This window comes from Xanthomonas euvesicatoria, from assembly GCF_013112235.1.
GTDB lineage: Bacteria > Pseudomonadota > Gammaproteobacteria > Xanthomonadales > Xanthomonadaceae > Xanthomonas > Xanthomonas euvesicatoria.
In genome coordinates this window covers 3,818,104-3,838,918 of the sequence record NZ_JABFFS010000001.1, presented here as the reverse complement: position 1 = coordinate 3,838,918, position 20,815 = coordinate 3,818,104, and the positions used below count along the sequence as shown (strand labels likewise).

General features: G+C 65.5%; 18 protein-coding genes. 10 read left to right on the top strand and 8 right to left on the bottom strand.

The features are described 5' to 3' along the window. Positions 1 to 27 precede the first annotated feature (27 nt). Positions 28 to 906: a protease HtpX gene (gene htpX, locus HLH45_RS16590; RefSeq protein WP_008576145.1), complete on the top strand. Its 879-nt coding sequence runs from the start codon at positions 28 to 30 to the stop codon at positions 904 to 906. 99 nt (positions 907 to 1,005) lie between these two features. On the opposite strand, the gene HLH45_RS16585 is transcribed toward htpX, so the two are convergent. The 3 genes from HLH45_RS16585 to HLH45_RS16575 form a co-directional block, all read right to left on the bottom strand. Next, on the bottom strand, positions 1,006 to 3,075 hold the full coding sequence (locus HLH45_RS16585) for a GGDEF/EAL domain-containing response regulator (RefSeq protein ID WP_008576147.1): 2,070 nt from the start codon (positions 3,073 to 3,075) through the stop codon (positions 1,006 to 1,008). 216 nt (positions 3,076 to 3,291) lie between these two features. Beyond that, a complete protein-coding gene (locus tag HLH45_RS16580; RefSeq protein WP_008576149.1) occupies positions 3,292 to 4,473 on the bottom strand; it encodes a BaiN/RdsA family NAD(P)/FAD-dependent oxidoreductase in 1,182 nt (393 codons plus the stop codon). After that, positions 4,470 to 5,018, bottom strand: a complete 549-nt coding sequence (locus HLH45_RS16575; RefSeq protein WP_008576151.1) for a YaeQ family protein — start codon at positions 5,016 to 5,018, stop codon at positions 4,470 to 4,472. The genes HLH45_RS16580 and HLH45_RS16575 overlap by 4 nt, the downstream gene beginning before the upstream one ends. A 552-nt stretch (positions 5,019 to 5,570) precedes the next feature. Between HLH45_RS16575 and HLH45_RS16570 the strand changes: the two genes are divergently transcribed. Together HLH45_RS16570 and HLH45_RS16565 are read left to right on the top strand one after the other, a co-directional pair. Next, positions 5,571 to 5,780, top strand: coding sequence for a cold-shock protein (locus HLH45_RS16570; RefSeq protein WP_008576153.1), 210 nt, complete (start codon positions 5,571 to 5,573; stop codon positions 5,778 to 5,780). A gap of 171 nt (positions 5,781 to 5,951) precedes the next feature. Next, positions 5,952 to 6,650: a glutathione S-transferase family protein gene (locus HLH45_RS16565; protein WP_008576154.1), complete on the top strand. Its 699-nt coding sequence runs from the start codon at positions 5,952 to 5,954 to the stop codon at positions 6,648 to 6,650. A gap of 213 nt (positions 6,651 to 6,863) precedes the next feature. On the opposite strand, the gene HLH45_RS16560 is transcribed toward HLH45_RS16565, so the two are convergent. Beyond that, a complete protein-coding gene (locus tag HLH45_RS16560) occupies positions 6,864 to 7,739 on the bottom strand; it encodes an alpha/beta hydrolase (protein ID WP_033479047.1) in 876 nt (291 codons plus the stop codon). A gap of 281 nt (positions 7,740 to 8,020) precedes the next feature. On the opposite strand from HLH45_RS16560, the gene HLH45_RS16555 reads away from it, so the two are divergent. Both HLH45_RS16555 and HLH45_RS16550 read left to right on the top strand, forming a co-directional pair. After that, positions 8,021 to 9,577, top strand: a complete 1,557-nt coding sequence (locus HLH45_RS16555; protein WP_081397844.1) for a protein adenylyltransferase SelO — start codon at positions 8,021 to 8,023, stop codon at positions 9,575 to 9,577. A gap of 94 nt (positions 9,578 to 9,671) precedes the next feature. Further along, on the top strand, positions 9,672 to 10,232 hold the full coding sequence (locus HLH45_RS16550; protein ID WP_014090366.1) for an adenine phosphoribosyltransferase: 561 nt from the start codon (positions 9,672 to 9,674) through the stop codon (positions 10,230 to 10,232). A gap of 101 nt (positions 10,233 to 10,333) precedes the next feature. On the opposite strand, the gene dbpA is transcribed toward HLH45_RS16550, so the two are convergent. Then, positions 10,334 to 11,710 (bottom strand): ATP-dependent RNA helicase DbpA, encoded by a 1,377-nt coding sequence (dbpA, locus tag HLH45_RS16545; protein ID WP_008576161.1) that lies wholly within the window; start codon positions 11,708 to 11,710, stop codon positions 10,334 to 10,336. Positions 11,711 to 11,820: 110 nt separating this feature from the next. Here dbpA and HLH45_RS16540 point away from each other — a divergent pair, with 110 nt between their 5' ends. Then, positions 11,821 to 13,710: an ATP-binding cassette domain-containing protein gene (locus HLH45_RS16540; RefSeq protein ID WP_011347735.1), complete on the top strand. Its 1,890-nt coding sequence runs from the start codon at positions 11,821 to 11,823 to the stop codon at positions 13,708 to 13,710. Positions 13,711 to 14,000: 290 nt separating this feature from the next. Here HLH45_RS16540 and HLH45_RS16535 read toward each other — a convergent pair whose 3' ends face one another. Together HLH45_RS16535 and HLH45_RS16530 are read right to left on the bottom strand one after the other, a co-directional pair. Then, entirely contained in the window at positions 14,001 to 14,426 is a 426-nt protein-coding gene (locus tag HLH45_RS16535; protein ID WP_008576164.1) for a barstar family protein, read from the bottom strand. Beyond that, positions 14,423 to 14,863, bottom strand: a complete 441-nt coding sequence (locus HLH45_RS16530; protein WP_008576167.1) for a guanyl-specific ribonuclease — start codon at positions 14,861 to 14,863, stop codon at positions 14,423 to 14,425. Before HLH45_RS16530 ends, HLH45_RS16535 begins: the two co-directional genes overlap by 4 nt. A gap of 251 nt (positions 14,864 to 15,114) precedes the next feature. Between HLH45_RS16530 and HLH45_RS16525 the strand changes: the two genes are divergently transcribed. Then, positions 15,115 to 15,726, top strand: a complete 612-nt coding sequence (locus tag HLH45_RS16525) for a superoxide dismutase (protein ID WP_003486056.1) — start codon at positions 15,115 to 15,117, stop codon at positions 15,724 to 15,726. A gap of 197 nt (positions 15,727 to 15,923) precedes the next feature. On the opposite strand, the gene HLH45_RS16520 is transcribed toward HLH45_RS16525, so the two are convergent. After that, positions 15,924 to 16,757 (bottom strand): inositol monophosphatase family protein, encoded by an 834-nt coding sequence (locus HLH45_RS16520; protein ID WP_005913068.1) that lies wholly within the window; start codon positions 16,755 to 16,757, stop codon positions 15,924 to 15,926. Between the two features lie 117 nt (positions 16,758 to 16,874). On the opposite strand from HLH45_RS16520, the gene HLH45_RS16515 reads away from it, so the two are divergent. From HLH45_RS16515 to HLH45_RS16505, 3 genes are read left to right on the top strand one after another with little or no spacing between them, the layout of a single operon-like run. Next, the gene (locus HLH45_RS16515) at positions 16,875 to 17,639 is read left to right on the top strand and encodes an RNA methyltransferase (protein ID WP_033479051.1); all 765 of its coding nucleotides are present in this window, start codon (positions 16,875 to 16,877) and stop codon (positions 17,637 to 17,639) included. A gap of 51 nt (positions 17,640 to 17,690) precedes the next feature. Further along, positions 17,691 to 18,620: a phosphate/phosphite/phosphonate ABC transporter substrate-binding protein gene (locus tag HLH45_RS16510; RefSeq protein WP_033478490.1), complete on the top strand. Its 930-nt coding sequence runs from the start codon at positions 17,691 to 17,693 to the stop codon at positions 18,618 to 18,620. Beyond that, positions 18,617 to 20,734 carry a putative bifunctional diguanylate cyclase/phosphodiesterase gene (locus tag HLH45_RS16505; RefSeq protein ID WP_008573449.1) on the top strand — a complete coding sequence of 706 codons (2,118 nt, stop codon included), beginning with the start codon at positions 18,617 to 18,619 and terminating at the stop codon, positions 20,732 to 20,734. The genes HLH45_RS16510 and HLH45_RS16505 overlap by 4 nt, the downstream gene beginning before the upstream one ends. Positions 20,735 to 20,815: the final 81 nt, after the last annotated feature.

The window sequence follows — 20,815 nt, the reverse complement described above, 5'->3', positions numbered from 1 at the left end:
ACCCCGCATCCGTGGAGCCATCGCGCCATGTTCAACCGCATTTTCCTGTTCCTGCTGACCAATCTTGCGGTGCTGATGCTCGCCGGCATCGTCATGTCGTTGCTGGGCGTCAATCCCGCGCAGATGAGTGGCCTGTTGGTGATGGCCGCCATCTTCGGTTTCGGCGGCTCGTTCATTTCCTTGCTGCTGTCCAAGTTCATGGCCAAGCGCAGCACCGGTGCGCAGGTCATCACCGAGCCGCGCACGCCGACCGAGCGCTGGTTGCTGGAGACCGTGCGCCGCCAGGCCCAGGCTGCCGGCATCGGCATGCCGGAAGTAGCGGTCTACGACGGCCCGGAAATCAACGCGTTCGCCACCGGCGCCAACCGCAACAACGCCCTGGTGGCGGTGTCCACCGGCCTGCTGCAGAACATGGACCAGGATGAAGCCGAGGCGGTGCTTGGCCACGAGATCGCCCACGTGGCCAACGGCGATATGGTCACCATGGCGCTGCTGCAGGGCGTCCTCAATACCTTCGTGATCGTGCTCGCCCGCGTGGTCGGCGGCATTATCGACAGCGCCTTGTCGGGCAACCGCGAGGGCGGTCGTGGCTTTGCGTACTACATCATCGTGTTCGCGCTGGAGATGGTGTTCGGCCTGTTCGCGACCATGATTGCGATGTGGTTCTCGCGGCGCCGCGAATTCCGCGCCGATGCCGGTGGCGCGCAGTTGGCCGGCCGCAGCAAGATGATCGCTGCACTGGAGCGGCTGTCGCTCAACCATGGCCAGAACACCTTGCCCTCGCAAGTGCAGGCGTTCGGCATCTCCGGTGGGGTGGGCGAGGGCTTGCGCCGGCTGTTCCTGAGCCATCCGCCGCTCACCGAGCGCATCGCTGCACTGCGCGCCGCCAGCGGTAGTGCAATGTAAGGGGGCGGATCTCCGGCTGCCTGGCAGACAACAAAAAACCCGCGCAGTGCGGGTTTTTTGTTGCTTAGCGAGGTTGCGAACGAGCGGGCGCGCCGGCTTTCAGCCGAACTCGTAATTCATCAATGGCCCGGTCGGTGCCACGAAATCGCCCTGGACGTAGTCCACTCCGGCACTGAAGAAGCTGCTCATCGACTGCGCATCGGCGACGAACTCGGCCATTGTCAGAATGCCGGCCGGCTGCGCCCGCGAGGTGATTTCGCGAATCTTTTCCTGGCTCTCCCGCGCCGAGGCGATGTCGCCGGTGATGCCGCGATCCAGTTTGAGGAAGGCCGGGTGGAAATGCGCCAGCAACTGGAACGAATCCAGACCCGAGCCGAACTGCTCCAGCCCGACCTTGCAATCCATCGCCGACACCGCCGCCAGGAACTGCTGCGCGTTGCGCAGGTGCGTAAACACCTTCGACTCCGGCGTCTGCAGCCACAGCCGTTCGCCGGGGACACCGTAAACCGCCAATTGCTCGCGGATGGTGTCGATCATCTGCGGGTCCGAGAACGAGTTTGGCCCGATGCGTACCAGCAGATGGGTCTTGTGCCCGGCACGTTGGCGTTCGCCCAGTTGCCGGATGGCCCGCGCCACCACCCAGCGGTCGATTTCGGTGACCAGGTCGTGCTCTTCGGCGATGGCCATGAACGCGTTCGGCGACATCATTTCGCCATTGCGTTCCAGGCGCAGGAAGGCCTGGTACAGCTCCAGCGGCTCGCCTTGCAGGTTGAGCACCGGCTGGTAATGCAGCAGGAAACCGTCGCCGACCAGCGCTTCGCGCAGCTGCTCGACCCAACGTTCGATGCGTTCTTCTTCGGCCCGATCCGCCGCAGCCGGGTCGTAGATGCTGACCGCGTTGCCACCGAGCTCGGCAGTGGTGCGCACCGCCTCGGTGCCGCGATTGAGTACCTGGCCGATGCTGGCGATCTTTTCGCCGATCTGCACGCCGCCGATGCTGACCGTCACCGTGGCCGAGCGCGTCCCCACGCTGACCACGTGCTGCGCGAACGCATTGCGCACGGTTTCGGCCAGCGCATGCGTGCGCGCGTAATTTCCGTTCAACAGCAGGGCGAAACTGTGTTCGCCGAAGCGCGCGGCCAACACGCTGTCGTCCAGCACGCTCGCCACATGCGCGGCAAGCGCAGCAATCAGCGCATCTGCCGAATCCAGCCCGAACTCCGGAAGGATGCGTGCGTAGTGATCCGGCTCGATCAGCAGGAAGCCGGATTGGCCCTCGCTGCGGCCGGCCTGTGCCACGGCCTGTTCCAGCGCCACCATGAAGGTGGGGCGATTGAGCAGGCCGGTGACCTGGTCGCGCTGGCGCAAGTCTTCGACCTCGCGCGCCAGTTCCGGGTCGAACTCCTCGCGGCGCCGGAACACCACCTGGATGCACGGCTCGCCTTCATAGGTGGCGGTGGCGAACTCCATCGTGGCCGGAAAGGTGTCGCCTTCCACGCGGCGTGCATCGAGCTTGTACTGTGCCGGCGGCGGTTCGCCCTTGGACATCGCCTTGAGCAGCTGTTTGAAATCGTCGACGTATTGCGCGGCGATCATGTCCAGCAGCGAGATGCCTTCGACATCGTCGAACGACTCGAAGCCGAACATTTCCAGATAGGCATCGTTGGCACGGATATGCATGCCTTCATGCACGTAGGCGATCGGGTCGCGCGAGGATGCGATGAGTGCGTCGCAGCGGCGCTCGGTCTCGCGCATCTGCGCTTCGATGCGGCGCAGTCCGCGGCGGGCCTGCAGGTCGTCCCATTCCGAGCGCACCAGTGCAAGCAAATGCGCGGGGCGGTGGCGCAATGCAATGGCGCGCACCCCGTGCGAAGCGGCCTCGACCAGGGCGTTCTCTTCGATCCGCTCGGCCAGCAAGATGATCGGGATGTCCTTGCCGCTGCCCGCAATCTGGGTCTGCAAGGCGCTCATGGGGATCTGCTGCGCCTGACCCAAGATGGCCAGATCGATCTGGCCCGACAGCATGCTGGCCAGTTCCTCCTGGCTTTGCGGTCGCGATGGACGCACCGCAATGCCGCCATTGCGCAGCGCGGTGACGATGGTCTCCGCACTCTCCACGCTGTCGTCGACGATCATCAGGCGGAGGGTGAGATCTTTGCCTTTTTGCATGCGCGGCTCCCTAGAGACGGGCTTTAATACACGAAGGGGTTTGACACGTCCATGTGTGTGGAGCATGCCGCATCAAGTGTGAGACGTAGAACAATATTTGCGCGTGGAAGATGCCTTCTGGCGCGCATCGACCGTTTTCACTGCGTGCTGTCCATGCCGCGACGGCGCGTTCAAGGCGCCTGACCTGATCGGTGGGCGAGCCCCCCGCCATCGCCGTTACGCCACGCTCCCCGCCGCATGGCCGGACGCCCACGCCCACTGAAAGTTGTAACCGCCAAGCCAGCCGGTGACATCCAGTACCTCGCCGACAAAGTACAGGCCTGCCACCAGGCGCGACTCCATGGTCGCACTGGAGACCTGTTGGGTATCGACCCCGCCCAGGGTGACTTCAGCTGTCCGATAGCCTTCGGTGCCGCTGGCGATCAGCGGAAAGCTGCCGAGCAGCTCGGCGGCGGCTGTCAGCTGCGGCGGATCCAGCTGACGCACCGGCTTGTCTGGCAGCCAGAGCTCGCACAAGCGTTGCGCAAACCGTTTCGGCAGCACGTCGGCCAGCACGTTGCGCAGCTCGGTGGCGCCGCGTTGCTGCTTTTGTTCGCGCAGCCACGTCGCTGCATCGCGACCGGGCAGCAGATCCAGCCGCAAATCGTCGCCCGGCTGCCAATACGAGGAGATCTGCAGGATCGCCGGGCCGCTGACCCCACGATGGGTGAGCAGCATGGAATTGCGAAAGCTGACTCCGTTGCACTGCGCCTGGACCGGCAACGCCAGCCCGGACAACGCTTGCAGACGCTCCTGATGCTTGCCGCTCAATGTGAGTGGCACCAGCCCGGCGCGGGTGGGCAGCAGCGCATGGCCGAACTGCTTGGCCAGGGTATAGCCGAAGCCGCTGGCCCCCATGCTGGGAATCGACAGCCCGCCGGTCGCCACGATCAACGAGTGCGTCTGCACGCATCCCTGGCTGGTCTGGACCTGGAAGCCGTCGCTGCCGCGCTGGACCGACAGCACGTCGCACTGGGTGCGGATCTGCACGCCGGCCGCATCGCATTCGTCCAGCAGCATGCGCACGATCTGCTTGGAGGAGATGTCGCAGAACAACTGGCCCAGCTCTTTCTCGTGATAGGCGATGGCATGCCGTTCGACCATCTCCACAAAATCCGCCGGGCTGTAGCGCGCCAGGGCGGATTTGCAGAAATGCCGATTGGCCGAAATGAAGTTGCCAGGCGTGGTGCCGGTGTTGGTGAAATTGCAGCGCCCGCCACCGGACATCAGGATCTTCTTGCCGACCTTGTTGGCATGGTCGATCACCACCACCTTGCGGCCACGCTGGCCGGCAGTGAAGGCGCTCATCAGCCCGGCAGCGCCGGCGCCGATGACCAGCACGTCGCAACGCATGCTCATTCGGCCGGGGCTTGCCGCACCATCGGGGTCAGGGTGACGCTGCCGTGGTCGGCCAGCATCTGCACTTCGCCGTCCTGGATGATCACGTCAAAACGCATGCCGCGCTGGATCAGTGCGCCGAGTGCTTCGGTGGCCTGCGAGTCGAGCTCGATCACGCGCAGATTGCGGTACCGGCCCATGGCGTTGGCGTGCTTCTTCCACCAGGTTTCGGTGGCCTGGCCGCCGTAGCCGATGACCACCGCCTGGCGCGAGCGGTTGCAGGCCTTGCGCACGCGGCTTTCGTCCGGCTGGCCGAGGTCTATCCACAGATCCGGGTCGCCGGTGTAGTCGCGCCGCCATAGGTCCGGCTCGTCGTCGTTGCTGAGGCCACGGCCGAATTCCAGACGGTCGTCGGCAAATAGCGCGAACGCCAGCAGCCGCACCATCAGGCGCTCGTCGGTCTCGGAAGGGTGCTGGGCCAGGGTCAGCGAATGGTTGGCGTAATAGCCGCGGTCCATGTCGCTGATCTGAAGTTCCGCCCTGCGGACGGTGGCGGTGAGGGCCATCAGGATGCCGGTTGCAAAGGGCGCCTATGATACGCGGCCGGTTCATGCGCCGGGTGTTGCCCGCATCTGGCAGAGGTGCGTCGTCGGCCGGGCCTGGGCTGGCTGACAGCTGGATGGTGCGAGCAAGGGCAGGGTGGGCTTGGCTCAGAGGCCGGTTGGCTGCAAGGGCCACGGCGGGGCGACAGGCGCTGAGGCGCGGTCCAGGACGTCGCGGACCATGGCCGGGCAGGTGTCGTTAACGGCCCCCATGATCTGCGCAGCTGTGGGGGCGTCAGGCAGTGGCATCCGGGCAATTGGGATGGGGACAGTCCCGACAGGCCGTCGGATTGGACCCGACTGCAAAAGATTTGACGCAGGGTGTCGCTTTTTGCAGAAAACACGAGTACTGTGCACGCACTGTGTTTGCAAGGGTCACCGTGAATCGTGGCCTGGTGCAGCCGGATCGTTACAGATCTCGCTTCATCGTTCCGCTTTACCAACGCCTGCAACTCAGTCTCAGCTCCGGCTTTTCGGACGCTGCGATTTATCCATCAATAGTTCAGGAGTTAGTAAATGTCAGAGCGTCAGAGCGGTACCGTGAAGTGGTTCAACGATGCCAAGGGCTTCGGCTTCATCACCCCGGAAAGCGGCCCGGACCTGTTCGTGCACTTCCGCGCCATCCAGGGCACCGGCTTCAAGTCGCTGCAGGAAGGCCAGAAGGTCACCTTCGTCGCCGTGCAGGGCCAGAAGGGCATGCAGGCTGACCAGGTGCAGGCGGTCTAATCCGCCTGCAACCTTAGGGTTGCCAAAAACGCCGGCCGTGCAAGCGGCTGGCGTTTTTTATTGTCTGCACGACAGGCGGTCAGCCTCGCTGGCGCGTCCACCAGGCGCTGCTTGCGCACAGCGACGACGCCTGGATCGGTAGGATGTGCGCTTTCCGCGCGCAGCTATCTCATGATCACTGTCCACCATCTCAATAATTCCCGTTCCCAGCGCGTGCTGTGGCTGCTGGAAGAACTGGCGCTGCCTTACCAGATCGTGCGCCATGAACGCGACCCCAAGACCATGCTGGCGCCGCCGGCGCTGCGCGCGATCCATCCGCTGGGCAAATCGCCGGTGCTGGTCGATGGCGACCTGGTCGTAGCCGAATCTGGGGCAATCCTGGAGTACCTGACCGAGCGCTACGACACCGAGTGCGCGCTGTCGCCATCGCCGCGGCCGCTGGATTCGCCCGAGCGCCTGCAGTTTCGCTATTGGATGCATTACGCCGAAGGCTCGGCGATGCCGCCGTTGCTGATGACGCTGATCTTCGGTCGCATCCGCAGCGCGCCGATGCCGTTCTTCGCCAAGCCCATCGCACGTGCGATCGTGGACAAGGCGATGTCGGGTTTCGTGGGGCCGCAGCTCACCTTGCATCTGAACTGGATGGAGCAGTCGTTGCAGGCCGGCAACTGGTTCGCTGGCGAACGCTTCACCGCCGCCGACATCCAGATGAGCTTCCCGGTACAGGCGGCGGCCGCACGCGGCGGCGGTCTGGAGAACTACCCGCGTTTGCGCGCGTTTCTGGAACGGATCCAAGCGCGTCCGGCGTATCAGGCTGCGCTGAAGAAAGGCGGCCCGTTCGAGCTGATGGGAAGCAAGCCGGCCAATTGAGGCATCGGGGAGTAGGGAGAGCGGGGTGCGAGTAGGTGGGCGGGACTGTGTTTCGCCCGCTGTCTGCTGCTACGACATGGCGTCTCTCATCGCGATGTATTCCGCTCATTCCGGATCCGAATGGCTACCCAGCGACACCGTCGTCGGTATCGCTGCCCATCAGCCGTTCGCAGCAGTCACTCAATCCCCAGCGACGTCAGGGCGGATTGCGCTTCAGGGCACCCGGCACTGGCGCACAAACTGCAGCGTATCGTTCAGCACCTGCGAGCGCTCGGGCGATTTGCGCAGCGCCAGCAGGATGCCGAGATGGCCCATGCCGGGGTAGACCTTCAGTTCGGCACTGCCGCCTTCGCGCTTGAGCGCCTGCTGCAGCGAGACGCTGTTCTGTAGTTCGACCACGCGGTCGGCATCGCCATGCAGCAGCAACATGGGCGGTTCGTCGCCGCCGACGTAACGCACCGGTTGCGATTGCCGTTGCGCTGCCGGCGCATCGCCAAAGATTTCGACCAATTCGGGATCGGTCATCGGCATGAAGTCGTACGGCCCGGCCAGGCCTACCACGCCGCACAACTGGTGAGGTTTGAGACCTTGCGCCTGCAGCCAGCGGGCATCGGTGCCAAGCAACGCGGCCATATGCGCGCCTGCCGAATGACCCATCACCGCGAGGCGATTCGGGTTGCCGCCGTACTCGTGCGCGTGGCGGTAGCTCCATGCGGTGGCGCCTGCCGCGTCGGACATGAAACCGTGTAATCCGACCTGCGGATACTTGCGGTAGTCGGCCACCATCGCCACCACGCCCTGGCGCGCAAGTGCGCGGCCCACCCAGCGATAGTTGGCGCGTGAACCGCGCTTCCAGGTGCCGCCGTAGAAAAACACCACCACTGGCGCGTCGCTTGCGCCGCGCGGCTGGTAGACATCCAGCGCCAGGCCGTGCGCGGAATCGAACACCTGGTCGCGATGCTCGACGATGCCCGATCGGCTGGATGCGGCATTGATGCCACCAAAAAAGACGCTGCTGCAGGCCGTCATGGTCAACGAACCGAGCAACAGGAGGGCAGGACGGAACCAGTGGGAAGCGCGCGAAGGCATGGGCAATATCGGTACGGGGGCAGGAAGGGTGGTGGGGACCAGGCACGAACGCAACAGGCGGGCAAGTGCAGACCAGAGAGTGGCGTCCCGGCAACGTTCGCCTCTGTCTGGTTCGCATCTGATCGGCAGCCGGCGGCCATTAGCCGCTATCGCACGTCGCAAGCATGTGCAGGACGAGCCCGCTCGGCACACGCCAAGCGAGTGAAGATACGGTACGCACGCAGCGCCGGATGCGGCTTCGCCCATGTCAGGTTCACCGCCGGTGGCCTAGGCTTGCCGGCATGACACATTTGCACTTCGATAATCGTCTGCGTCAACAGCTGCCTGGCGACCCGGAAGAGGGGGCGCGCCGGCGCGAGGTGGGCGCGGCCTGGTCGTCAGTCTTGCCGACGCCGGTCGCCGCTCCGTACCTGATCGCGCATTCGGCGGAGATGGCGCAGGTGCTGGGCCTGGAGGCGGCCGAGATCGCCAGTGCGCAGTTCGCCCAGGTGTTCGGCGGCAACGCGCTGTACCCGGGAATGCAGCCTTGGGCGGTCAACTACGGTGGGCATCAATTCGGGCATTGGGCCGGACAGCTTGGCGACGGGCGGGCGATTTCGCTGGGCGAGGCGATCGGAACCGACGGTGGGCGCTACGAATTGCAGCTCAAGGGTGCCGGCCCGACGCCGTATTCCCGCGGTGCCGATGGGCGCGCCGTATTGCGCTCGTCGATCCGCGAATTCCTGTGCAGCGAGGCCATGCATCATCTGGGCGTGCCGACCACGCGTGCGTTGAGCCTGGTCGGCACTGGTGAGGCGGTGGTGCGCGACATGTTCTACGACGGCCACCCGCAGCGCGAGCCGGGCGCGATCGTGTGCCGGGTGGCGCCTTCGTTCATCCGCTTCGGCAACTTCGAATTGCCCAGCGCACGCGGCGATATCGCATTGCTGAAGCAGTGGGTGGATTTCACCATCGCCCGCGATTTCCCGGCGTTGGCCGGTGCCAGCGAGGCGCTCTACGCCGACTGGTTTGCGCAGGTCTGCGAGCGTACCGCGGTGATGGTGGCGCACTGGATGCGGGTCGGGTTTGTGCATGGGGTGATGAATACCGACAACATGTCGATCCTCGGTCTGACCATCGACTACGGCCCGTATGGCTGGGTTGACGACTATGACCCGGACTGGACGCCCAACACCACCGACGCGCAGGGGCGGCGCTATCGCTTCGGCACCCAGGCGCAAGTGGCCTACTGGAACCTGGGCCGGCTTGCCCAGGCGCTGGCGCCGCTGTTTGCCGACCAGGCCCTGCTGCAATATGGGCTGGATCGTTTTCGCGATACCTACCTGGCGTGCGACCGGCGCGACACCGCCGCCAAGCTGGGCTTGGCAGAGTGTCGCGACGAGGATCTGCAGCTGATCGACGCGCTGCGCGCCCTGATGCGCGAATCCGAGATGGACATGACGCTGACCTTCCGTGGGCTCATCGACCTGTCGCCCGAACATCCGGACCCCGCGCAGCTGCGCGACGCCTTTTACGACGAAGACAAACGCCTGGCGGATGCGCCGCAGCTGCAGCAATGGCTGCAGCGCTATGCCGCGCGCCTGCAGCAGGATCCGCTGTCGCCAGAAGAGCGGCGCGCGCGCATGCGCCTGGCCAACCCGCGCTATGTGTTGCGCAATTATCTGGCGCAGCAGGCGATCGACCGTGCCGAGCAGGGTGACCCGTCCGGGGTGCAGGAGTTGCTGGAAGTCATGCGCCGCCCTTACGACGATCAGCCCTGGCGCGACGCATTTGCGGCGCGGCGGCCGGACTGGGCACGCGATCGCGCCGGGTGTTCGATGCTGTCGTGCAGTTCCTGACGCGCTCAGATGCAGGTATGCCGTAAATCCGGCGTGGATGGCGTGCGCAGCCTAGAATAGGCGCAACTCCACCGGCCACCACGCCACCGCCCTCATGACTGACTGCAGCCGCTGCGCCGGCACCACGACTTCCGGACCCAACCATTGGTCAGAGCGGATTCGCGACATCGCCGATTTCCCTAAGCCGGGCATCGTCTTCAAGGACATTACCCCGTTGCTGTCGGACGGCCCGGATTTCGCCTCTGCGCTGGACGAAATGGCGCAGCCGTGGCGCACCACGCCGCTGGATGCGGTGCTGGGTATCGAGGCGCGCGGTTTCATTCTGGGCGCTGCCCTGGCGCGCGAACTGCGGACCGGCTTCGTGCCGGTGCGCAAGCCGGGCAAGCTGCCGGGGCGCACGCTGATCCAGGAATATGCGCTGGAGTACGGCACCGATCGCATCGAAATGCATGAGGATGCGCTGCCACGCGGGGCGCGCGTACTGATTGTCGACGACGTGCTGGCCACCGGCGGCACGCTGCGTGCGGCCTTGGGGCTTGCTGCCCAACTCGAACTGGAAGTCGTTGGCGCAGCCGTGCTGGTGGAATTGCAGGTGCTGCAGGGTCGCCAGAAATGGGCGAACGATGTGCCGCTGTTGGCGACACTTTCTTACTGAGTCCAAGCGCTGGAAGCGACCCTGGATGCGTGGACGTGCGCGCTTCCAGGATTGCTCTAGCTGAAATATAGGCCGCCGGCACAATGCCGGCCGCGCTGCGTTCAGAGCTTGCTGACCCGAAACCGGCGTCCCTTGATCTTGCCTGCGTGCAGATGTGCCAGCGCCTTGGCGACCTGCGCGCGGGCAATGGCCACGTAGGAGCGGGTAGGGTAGATGGCGATCTTGCCGATTGCCGCGCCCGAGAGCCCGGCTTCGCCAGTCAGGGCGCCCAGGATGTCGCCGGCACGCAGCTTGTCGGTCTTGCCGCCATCGATGCGCAAGGTGGTCATTGCCGCCTGCGGCAGTTGCGCCGGGCGCGCGGTGGCCAGCGGCGCACGCGACCACTTCAAGGGTTGGCCCTGTTCGGCTTCCAGTGCCTGCGCGCGGGCAGTTTCGCGCGGGGCGACCAGGCTCAGCGCCAGTCCATGCTTGCCGGCACGTGCGGTACGGCCAATGCGATGGCGGTAGGTTTCGGTATCGGTGGGCAGCTCGTAGTTGACCACCGCCGAGAGGTCTTCCACGTCCAGCCCGCGAGCGGCCACGTCGCTGGCCACCAGCACGTTGCAGCTGCGGTTGACGAAGCGCACCAGCACTTCGTCACGGTCGCGCTGTTCCATGTCGCCGTGCAGCGCGAGTGCGGAGAAGCCGAACTCCTGCAGCGAGCCAGCCACCTCGTCCACTTCCTTGCGGGTATTGCAGAACACCACGCTGGACTCGGGATTGAAACGCAGCAGCAGGCCGGCAACGGCCTTTTGCCGATAGGTCGGGTCGACCTCGAAGAACTGCTGATCGATCTCCGGTGCGCTATCGGCGCCTTCCACCGTGATCTCAACCGGCTCCTTCAACAGCTCGCGTGCGAGCGTGCGGATACTGTCCGGGAACGTGGCCGAAAACAGCAGGCTTTGGCGGTGTTTGTCGCAACGGCCGGCAATCTCGCGGATGGGTTCTTCGAAGCCCATGTCGAGCATGCGGTCGGCCTCGTCCAGCACCAGCGTGCGCACGCCGCCCAGATGCAGGGCGCGTTTGCGGGCCAGTTCCTGGATGCGACCGGGCGTGCCCACCACCACTTGCGGGTCGTGCGCTTCCAGTGAGGCCAATTGCGGGCCCAGCGGCATGCCGCCGGTGAGCACCACCAGCTTCATGTTGGGAATGCCGGTGGCGAGCTTGCGCAGCTGCTTGCCGACCTGGTCGGCCAATTCGCGGGTGGGGCAGAGCACCAGCGCCTGTGCGCGGGTCACTGCAGGGTCGAGCTTTTGCAGCAGGCCAAGCCCGAACGCGGCGGTCTTGCCGCTGCCGGTCGGCGCCTGGGCGATGACATCGAGCCCCTGCAGGATCGGCGGCAGGCTTTGCGCCTGGATGGGAGTCAGGACGGTGTAGCCAAGGGCGTCGATGCCGGGGGCCAGGGCCGGCGACAGCGGCAGCGCGGAGAATTCGTTCATGGCGCATTTTAGCCCGGGATTGGGGAGTAGGGATTCGGGATTCGTCACCGTGACAGCGTGCGCTTTTGCCAATCCCGAATCCCCAATCACCAATCCCGTACAATTGCGCCATGCCTTTAATCACTCTGCAAAGCGTCGACTACAGCGTCGGCGGCCCCTTGTTGCTGGAAAAAACCGACCTCACGATCGAGCCGGGCGAGCGTATCGCCTTGATCGGCCGCAACGGCGCCGGCAAATCGACCTTGATGAAACTGATCGCCGGCGAGCTCAAGCCCGACGACGGCGAAGTGCGCGTGCAACAGGGCGTGCGCATCGCGCGGCTGGAGCAGGAGGTACCGCAAGGGACCGGCGGCAGCGTGTTCGACGTGGTGGCCGATGGTCTGGGCGAGTTGGGTCATTGGCTGGCCGAATTCCATCAGCTCAGCCATGCCGAGGTGTTCGACGCCGATGCGTTCGGCAAGGTGCAGGCCAAGATCGATGCGGCCGACGGGTGGGCGCTGGATCAACGCGTCACCGAGACGCTGACCAAGCTGGAACTGGACGGCGATGCGGAGTTCGCGCGGCTGTCCGGCGGTATGAAGCGACGCGTGCTGTTGGCGCGTTCGCTGGTGTCCTCGCCGGATGTGCTGCTGCTGGACGAACCGACCAACCATCTGGATATCGAAGCCATCGATTGGCTGGAAACCTTCCTGAAGGGCTGGAGCGGCAGCGTGCTGTTCGTCACCCACGACCGGCGCTTCCTGCGTGCGTTGGCCACCCGCATCGTCGAGATCGATCGCGGCCAGGTCACCAGCTGGCCGGGCGACTGGGCCAACTACGAGCGCCGCCGCGAGGAACGGCTCAATGCGCAGGCGCAGGAGAATGCGCGCTTCGACAAGTTGCTGGCGCAGGAAGAGATCTGGATCCGTCAGGGCATCAAGGCGCGGCGCACCCGCGACGAGGGCCGCGTGCGGCGCCTGGAATCGATGCGCAACGAGCGCGTGCAGCGGCGCGAGCTCACCGGCAACGTGCGCATGGAAGTCTCGCAGGGCGAGTCGTCCGGCAAGAAGGTGATCGAGGCCAAGGAGGTTGGCTTCGCGTTCGGTGCGCGCACGATGGTCAAGGATTTTTCCACCATCATCCAGCGTGGCGACCGCATCGGCCTGATCGGCCCCAACGGCAGCGGCAAGACCACCTTGCTCAAGCTGTTGCTGGGCGATCTGCAGCCGCAGCAGGGCGAAATCCGTATCGGTACCAATCTGCAGATTGCGTATTTCGACCAATACCGTTCCACCCTGCGCGAAGACTGGAGCGCGATCGAAAACGTGGCCGAGGGCCGCGATTTCCTGGAAATCAACGGCAAGCGCAAGCACGTGCATGCCTATCTGCAGGATTTCCTGTTCACGCCCGAGCGCGCGCGCGCGCCGATCACGCGCCTGTCCGGTGGCGAGCGCAATCGCCTGCTGCTGGCACGCCTGTTCGCGCAGCCGTCCAACCTGCTGGTGATGGACGAACCGACCAACGACCTGGACGTGGAAACGCTGGAGCTGCTGGAAGAATTGCTGGGCGAATACACCGGAACCTTGCTGCTGGTCAGCCATGACCGCGACTTCCTCGACAACGTGGTGACCTCCACGCTGGTGATGGAGGGCGATGGCCTGATCGGCGATTACGTCGGCGGCTACAGCGATTCGCTGCGCCAGCGCCGTACGCCGGTCGGCAATGCGATGGCGGTGGCCAAGGCATCGGCCACTGCGGTGGCGACCGCGCCCGTGGCTGCAGTGCCGGCGGACACCGCCCCCAAGCGCAAGCTCAGCTACAAGGATGCACGCGAGCTGGAGCAACTGCCGGCCCTGATCGAGACGCTGGAGCAGCAAGTGGCCACGCTCACCGAGGCGATGAACGAGCCGGCCTTCTATCAGCGCGACAGTGCGGCGATGGCGGCCCACACCGCAGCATTGGCCGATGCGCAAAAGCACCTGGATGCGGCGTACGCGCGCTGGAGCGAGCTGGATAGTTGATCGTCGGTCGGCACGCGCAATGCGTGCCGTTCGCGCGTCTGGCGCGACGAAGGGCGATGGTGGTCTGCCATCGCGCCTGGATGCAGGCCGATGCGGGTGCGTAGCGATCCGTGTTCGCCGGAAATACCAGCGCTGATCGACAGCGCCGCATGGTGCCTGGGAAACATCGCGAGCGCTCATCAGGTCGGTGCGGGCGGCATGCAGGCAGCCATCGCTTCTGTACGGGGCATGTGGTGCCGGCGCCAGGCGTGTCCGCTCCGCCGGCTGCGCAGGCGTGCTGTTGGCTGCTCTCAGTCGCAGGCGCTTGCGGGCGCAACGAACGCCGCGAAGGTCAGCCCGCGTGCTGCCCAGGCGTTGGCGACTTCATCGAGGATGTCCAGCAAGGTGTCGCGGTCGTTGGGTGCCGTGCTGGCCAGCGCCTGGGCGCCGTCGATGAGCAGCGCATAGCCATGTGGCGAAGGCAGCCACGCCAGGTCGCGCAGGGCATCGCTGAGCGCGTCCCAATTGCGGCCGAAGCTGGCCGGGAAATCCAGTTGCGTGGCCAGGCGCATCAGCAGCATGCGTTTGTCGCTGCAGGCGGCCAGATCCACGCGCACGATGCGTAGGCCGGCATCGCGCGCAAGCGCTGCCATGGTGTCCAGATCGTCGGTCTCGGCCTGATACACCCCCGACTGCTGCGGATCGGACAGATCCAGCGCGAAGTCGCCAGCGTTCATGGTGCCTGGTCCGGGGTCGGGCCATCGAAGGCCTTGAAGCTCTGGTAATGATCGTCGCTGTAGTACCACGCCTCGGGCGGAGTGCCGCCGGTGACGATGCGGCGCGCGCCGCGATCCGGGCTGCCGGGGGTATCGACAGTGTATTCGCGGTAATAGCCACGCGGGCGTTCGGGCAGGCGATGCTCGCGGTTGCCGAACACGCCGCCATCCTGCGGATGCGGAAACGGGCCGCCGCGCTGGATCAGCACGATGGTGGCCATCGCCTCGGTCGGCAGAAAGGCGGGCAGACGCGGCACCTCGCGCGTCGGCGTGTCCGCGGCGATCGGGGCGTTGAGTTGCGGCGCGAACTGCGGCTTGGGCGTCTGCATCGCACGCATGCCCCACAGGCCGGCGACGAGCAGCGCGATGGCGACAACGAGCAAAGCGGGCTTGCGCATGAAGACGGTCCGAAATGGGTACGGCAGAGCAAGTATGCCGATGCGCGACTGTGTCGACTTTGAACGTGGCCGGCGCCGGGACGGTTCACGCCCAAGTAACCGGGACCTGGTGCAAGGTGTGCGGCGAACATCGTGCGGCATGCGATGGGATGAAGTTTCCCTGCCAGCACCCTTGGTAACCGCTGCCGCCGTCCTTACCATTCACCCCGCAACGCCCGGTCTTCGCCGGGCGGCAAGTCCAGGAGATACGCATGGCTTACACCCTTCCGCAGTTGCCCTACGCCTACGACGCGCTGGAACCGAACATCGATGCGCAAACGATGGAAATCCATCACACCAAGCATCACCAGACCTACATCAACAACGTCAACGCGGCGCTGGAAGGGACCGAGTACGCCGATCTGCCGATCGAAGAACTGGTCTCCAAGCTGAAGAGCCTGCCGGAAAACCTGCAGGGCCCGGTGCGCAACAACGGCGGCGGCCACGCCAACCATTCCCTGTTCTGGACCGTGCTGTCGCCCAACGGTGGCGGCGAGCCCAAGGGCGAGGTCGCCAAGGCGATCGACAAGGATCTTGGTGGTTTCGAGAAATTCAAGGAAGCCTTCACCAAGGCCGCCGTCAGCCGCTTTGGCTCGGGTTGGGCGTGGTTGAGCGTGACCCCCGACAAAAAGCTGGTTGTGGAAAGCACCGCCAACCAGGACAGCCCGCTGTTCGAGGGCAACACCCCGATCCTGGGTCTGGACGTGTGGGAACACGCGTACTACCTGAAGTACCAGAACCGTCGCCCGGAATACATCGGCGCGTTCTACAACGCCGTCAATTGGGAAGAAGTCGAGCGCCGCTACCACGCCGCGATCGCCTAAGGTCCTGCACCGGCGCCAGGCACTGCCTAGCGCTGTGACAGCGGCACCCAACGTACAAGGCCGGGAGCGATCCCGGCCTTGTGCGTTTACTGCGCTGTGGGTAGGAGCGACCCCGGTCGCGAGAGGCTTTGCAGGGAAGCCTCCGTGCTCGGGCGTGCTCCGATGTCTGCCGGGCAGCGGTAGTGCGAACGGGTCGATCAGAACTTGGCGTCGAACTCGCGGGCGTAGCCGGTGTTGACGATGACCTTCTGCAACGCATCGCTGATCTTGATGTTGCCGGCCACGATCTGCTGGGTTTCCGGGCCCATGTTGTCCATGCGCGGCGGGGTGGCGCCCTTGTAGTCGCAGACACGGCCACCGGCTTCGCGCACCAGCAGCACGCCGGCCGCAATGTCCCAGGCTTTGACGCCGGCTTCGAAGTAGGCATCGGCACGGCCGCAGGCCACGTAGGCCAGGTCCAGTGCCGCCGAGCCGGTACGGCGCACGTCTTCGGCCTGCACCAGCAGCGCGTCCACACACTTGAGCTGGGCGCTGGCGCGCGCGCGTTCGCGCGGCGGAAAGCCGGTGTGGACCATGGCTCCTTCCAAATCCTTGCGCTCTGCGATACGGATGCGGCGGTCATTGAGCACCGCGCCTGCGCCGCGGCTGGCGGTGAACAGCTCATTGCGCAGCGGGTCGAAGATCACCGCATCGGTGGGTTCGCCGTTTTCCACCAGCGCGATCGACACGCAGTAATGCGGAAAGCCACGCAGATAGTTGCTGGTGCCGTCGAGCGGATCGATCACCCAGGTGTAGCGGCCACTCTTGCCGCCCTGCACGCCGCCTTCTTCGCCGAACACGGCGTACTCGGGGTAGCCGCGCTTGAGTTCCTTGATGATGACCTTCTCGGCATCGGCATCGACTTCGCTGGCGTAGTCCATGCGGCCTTTCTGCACCACATTGAGCGCATCGAGCTTGTTGATACCGCGCAACAGCACATTGCCGGCGAGGCGGGCGGCTTTGACCATGACGGTGACGGCGGGTTTCTGCATGGTGAAAGCTCCCGTGAAGGCAGAATCGGACAATGGCGAAGGTAAAAGAGCGGTCCGGCGCGAAAGCCGGCCGCGCAGTTTACCATCTACGGCCGAACAGCTTCCCGATCTCCGTTCATGTCCGTCAGCCAGCGCATCCGATTTGTTCTTGTGGGTACCCAGCATCCAGGCAACATCGGCGCTGCAGCGCGTGCGATGAAGACCATGGGGGTTTCGCGCCTGGTGCTGGTGGCGCCGGAGCGCGCACTCGACGAAGACGCCTATCGGCGCTCGGCCGGCGCTGAAGACGTGCTGAGCCAGGCGCCGATCTTCGCGACACTGGGCGAGGCGGTGGCCGACTGCACGCTGGTGATTGGCTGCACTGCGCGCGCGCGCCGGGTGGCGCTGGAAGAACTGTTGCCGGACGAGGGCGCGCAGCGTGCCCTGGCCAAGGCGGGCGAGCCGGCCGAGGTGGCCTTCGTATTCGGCCGCGAGCGTACCGGTCTGACCAACGACGAGCTGCAGCTGTGCCACGCCGCGGTCCACATTCCCTCCGATCCGCAGTTCAGTTCGCTCAATCTGGCCGCGGCCGTGCAGGTGCTGGCGTACGAGGTGCGACTGGCGCAGCTGGCGGCAGGCGAGGCCGAACGCGCGCCGGCAGCGGCTCCGGGCTTGCGCGACGGGCCGGCCAGCCACGCACAGCTGGAAGGGATGTTCGGCCAGCTGGGCGACACGCTGGACGAGATCGACTTCCACAAGGGCCGTGCGCCGGAGTCGGCGATGCGCAAGTTGCGCCGGTTGTTGCTGCGCGCAGAGATGACCGAGCAGGAGGTGCGGCTGATTCGCGGCATCCTGTCCGATGCGCAGCGCATGGCCATGCTTGCCAAGCAGGCCGGAAACTGACGTCTGTCACATCTTCGAAGATTCGGCTAGGCTGTCCGCGGCTCTAGGGGAGTGTCCGTTTTGCGCGGTCTACGATGGTGTCTGATTGCCTGCTGGCTGATTGCCGGGGCAGGCTTGGCCGTGACGGCTGCGGCAGCGCCTTCCTCGGTCCTGGTGCTTGGACGGATCAGCGATGATCCCGCCAGCCATTACGAGCAGCTCAAGCCCTTGCTGGATTACGTGGTGCCGCGCATGCGCGAGGTCGGGATCCGCCGCGGCGAAATCCTGATGGCGCCCGATGCGCGCCAGATGTCCAGCTATCTGCGGCGCGGCCGGGTCGATTGGGTCAGCGAAACGACCGGTGCGGCGATGCTGCTGGAACAGCGCGGCAGCGCGCATCCCTTGCTCATGACCGAGCGTGGCGGACTGCGCGACTTCCACACGGTGTTCTTCGTGCGCCGCGACAGCCCGATCCAGTCGCTGTCGCAGTTGCGCGGCCATACCCTGGCATTGCAGAACGCCTCGTCCACCAGCGGCTACCTGCTACCGGTGCTCGAACTGCTGCGCAACGGCATCGCATGCGATGTGCTGCTGTCGGCCGACGACACCCCGGCACGCGGATCGGCCGGCTATCTGATGGTGGGGTCGAAATTGAACGTTGCCGCGTTCGTGCACAAACATCTGATCGACGTGGGCGCGCTCAGCAACGTCGATTGGGACGACGAACGCCACATGCCACCGGTGTTCAAGCGCGACTTCCGCATCGTGCACCGCACTGCGCCGGTGCCGCGCGCGGTGGAAATGGTGCGCGCAGGAATGGACCCGGCCGTGGAGCAGCGTCTGCGGGTGGTGTTGCTGCAGGCCGCCTCCGACCCCAAGGCGGGCCCGGCGCTGAAGCGCTTTTTCGACACTACCGGGTTCCATCCGCTGGATCCCGCTAGCCGCCGACGTCTGCAAGAGTTGAGCGCGGGCGTGCAACGCGTCAGGGATCACGTGGAATGACTCAGGTGCGCTTCGGCTTGCAGGCACGCTTTCTCTTGGTGATGGCGCTGACGCTGCTGCTGGTCGGTGCGATCCTGGCTTCGCTGCTGCAGCGACAAAGCGCGATGCAGCGCGAGGTGCGCGGCTTGAGTGCGCAGATCCTGCACGAGCTGTTCGATCGCAGCCTGCGCACGCGCGGCGAAACGCTGGCGACCGAGCTGGCTTCCGGCTTGGCCAACCCCTTGTATTACTCGGACCTGGGCGCGGTGGGTGCGCTGGTGCGCAATGCCTCGCGCCAGCAGGTGGTGAGCTATGTGCTGGTGTTCGACCGCCATGGCCGGCTGGTGCACGACGGCACGCCGACCTTGCAGCGTTACGGGCAGGCCATGACCGATCCGCTCGCCGCCAAAGCGCTGGCGGCGCAGGCGATGGTGTTGCAGTCCTCGCCGGAGGTGCTGGATGTGACGGTGCCGATCAAGATCGGCGACCAGCGCATCGGTGGCGTGCGCGTGGGCATGTCGCGCGAGCGGGTGCGCAAGATCGAATCCGGCGCCAATCTCACCCTGGTGCAGAACCTCAACGCCATCGGCAAGCGTGATCTGGGCTGGTTGCTGGTCCTGCTGGCTGCGCTGGTCGGGCTGGGCGTGTTGCTGGCCATCTACGTGCAGCGCACGCTGGTGGCGCCGATTCGGTTGCTGGCGGCAGCGGCAAGGCAGATCGAACGGGGCGACTATGCGGTGCAGCTGCCGCCGCACCCCCGCAACGACGAGATCGGCGAGTTGATTTCCGCGTTCGGGCGCATGAGCGAAAGCATCGCCCGGCACGACCGCGAAGTGCGGCACATGGCCTACACCGACGCGTTGACCGGGCTGACCAACCGGCTGGGCTTTCGCGAGGGTCTGGATCATCTGCTCCACACCGCGCGCAGCACCGACAGCAAGCTGGCCTTGCTGTTTGCCGATATCGACGACTTCAAGCGCGTCAACGACACGCTTGGCCATGAGGCCGGCGACGAGGCCTTGCTGCAGTTCGCCAGCCGCATCAGCCGCGCAGTTGCCGCGCTGGGCGGCGACGATGCGATTCTGGCGCGCTTTGGCGGCGATGAGTTCGTGATCCTGCTGCAGAGCGGCGATGTCAGCCTGCTGGCGGCGCAACTGGCCGACCGGCTGGTGCACGAACTGAGCCGGCCGTTGAACGTGCAGGGCCGCGAGGTGTTCCTGGGGACCTCGATCGGCATCACGCTGTTCCCCGATGATGCGCGCGATGCCACCGCGCTGCTGAAGAACGGCGACATCGCCATGTACCAGGCCAAGGTCGCCGGCAAGAACTGCCATCGCTTCTACAGCCGCGCCGCCGATCACGCGGTGGAGCGCCGCGTGCACATGGAGCACGAGTTGCGCGGGGCCTGGGAACGCGACGAGCTGCGCCTGGTCTACCAGCCGATCTACCGCACCAGCGACCGTGTGCTGGTGGGCGTGGAGGTGCTGCTGCGCTGGCAGCATCCGGCGCTGGGAACGATCGCGCCGTCCACCTTTATCGATATTGCCGAGCAGAGCGGCCTGATCGAAGTGATCGGCCCCAAGGTGCTGCGCGCGGCCTGCCTGGAGGCGGCGCAGTGGCCAGTGGTGGGCGAGGGTTTGTTCGTGTCGGTCAATGTTTCGCCGCGGCAACTGCGCAGCGGTGCGCTGATCGACACCGTGGCCGGGTGCCTGGCCGAGTCGGGGCTGCCGGCCGCGCGCCTGCATCTGGAGCTGACCGAGACCGCGGTGATCGGCGACGAGATGATGGCGGCCAGCCTGCTCGACCAACTGCACCGCACCGGCGTGAAGGTATGGCTGGACGATTTCGGCACCGGCTTCTCCGGCTTGAGCCATCTGCGTCAGGTGCCGGTGGACGGGGTCAAGATCGACAAGAGTTTCGTTGCCGACCTGCAGCGCGACCCGGACGATCTGGCGCTGACCACCGCGATCATCAACATGGCGCACTCGCTGGGAATCACTGTGGTTGCCGAAGGCATCGAGCAGGAAGCGCAATTCAATCTGTTGCGCGAGCGCGGTTGCGACCTGGGGCAGGGCTATTGGTTCAGCAGGCCGTTGAGCCCGGCCGATATGGTCAAGCTGATCGCGGCGGGGTGAGTGCCCTCGGAGCGCGCCTGAGCGCGACCGGGCGTTACCGGTAAAGCGCCATCGCGCCCGGGTGCGCTCCTACGACCGGTT

Excerpts from the sequence above, each read along its gene's own strand:
- HLH45_RS16515 (WP_033479051.1), top strand. The coding sequence starts at position 16,875 with ATGTCCGTCAGCCAGCGCATCCGATTTGTTCTTGTGGGTACCCAGCAT.
- HLH45_RS16550 (WP_014090366.1), top strand. The coding sequence starts at position 9,672 with ATGACTGACTGCAGCCGCTGCGCCGGCACCACGACTTCCGGACCCAAC.
- HLH45_RS16525 (WP_003486056.1), top strand. The coding sequence starts at position 15,115 with ATGGCTTACACCCTTCCGCAGTTGCCCTACGCCTACGACGCGCTGGAA.
- htpX (WP_008576145.1), top strand. The coding sequence starts at position 28 with ATGTTCAACCGCATTTTCCTGTTCCTGCTGACCAATCTTGCGGTGCTG.
- HLH45_RS16555 (WP_081397844.1), top strand. The coding sequence starts at position 8,021 with ATGACACATTTGCACTTCGATAATCGTCTGCGTCAACAGCTGCCTGGC.
- HLH45_RS16540 (WP_011347735.1), top strand. The coding sequence starts at position 11,821 with ATGCCTTTAATCACTCTGCAAAGCGTCGACTACAGCGTCGGCGGCCCC.
- HLH45_RS16560 (WP_033479047.1), bottom strand. The coding sequence starts at position 7,739 with ATGCCTTCGCGCGCTTCCCACTGGTTCCGTCCTGCCCTCCTGTTGCTC.
- HLH45_RS16580 (WP_008576149.1), bottom strand. The coding sequence starts at position 4,473 with ATGAGCATGCGTTGCGACGTGCTGGTCATCGGCGCCGGCGCTGCCGGG.
- dbpA (WP_008576161.1), bottom strand. The coding sequence starts at position 11,710 with ATGAACGAATTCTCCGCGCTGCCGCTGTCGCCGGCCCTGGCCCCCGGC.
- HLH45_RS16570 (WP_008576153.1), top strand. The coding sequence starts at position 5,571 with ATGTCAGAGCGTCAGAGCGGTACCGTGAAGTGGTTCAACGATGCCAAG.
- HLH45_RS16585 (WP_008576147.1), bottom strand. The coding sequence starts at position 3,075 with ATGCAAAAAGGCAAAGATCTCACCCTCCGCCTGATGATCGTCGACGAC.
- HLH45_RS16565 (WP_008576154.1), top strand. The coding sequence starts at position 5,952 with ATGATCACTGTCCACCATCTCAATAATTCCCGTTCCCAGCGCGTGCTG.
- HLH45_RS16530 (WP_008576167.1), bottom strand. The coding sequence starts at position 14,863 with ATGCGCAAGCCCGCTTTGCTCGTTGTCGCCATCGCGCTGCTCGTCGCC.
- HLH45_RS16575 (WP_008576151.1), bottom strand. The coding sequence starts at position 5,018 with ATGGCCCTCACCGCCACCGTCCGCAGGGCGGAACTTCAGATCAGCGAC.
- HLH45_RS16505 (WP_008573449.1), top strand. The coding sequence starts at position 18,617 with ATGACTCAGGTGCGCTTCGGCTTGCAGGCACGCTTTCTCTTGGTGATG.
- HLH45_RS16520 (WP_005913068.1), bottom strand. The coding sequence starts at position 16,757 with ATGCAGAAACCCGCCGTCACCGTCATGGTCAAAGCCGCCCGCCTCGCC.
- HLH45_RS16535 (WP_008576164.1), bottom strand. The coding sequence starts at position 14,426 with ATGAACGCTGGCGACTTCGCGCTGGATCTGTCCGATCCGCAGCAGTCG.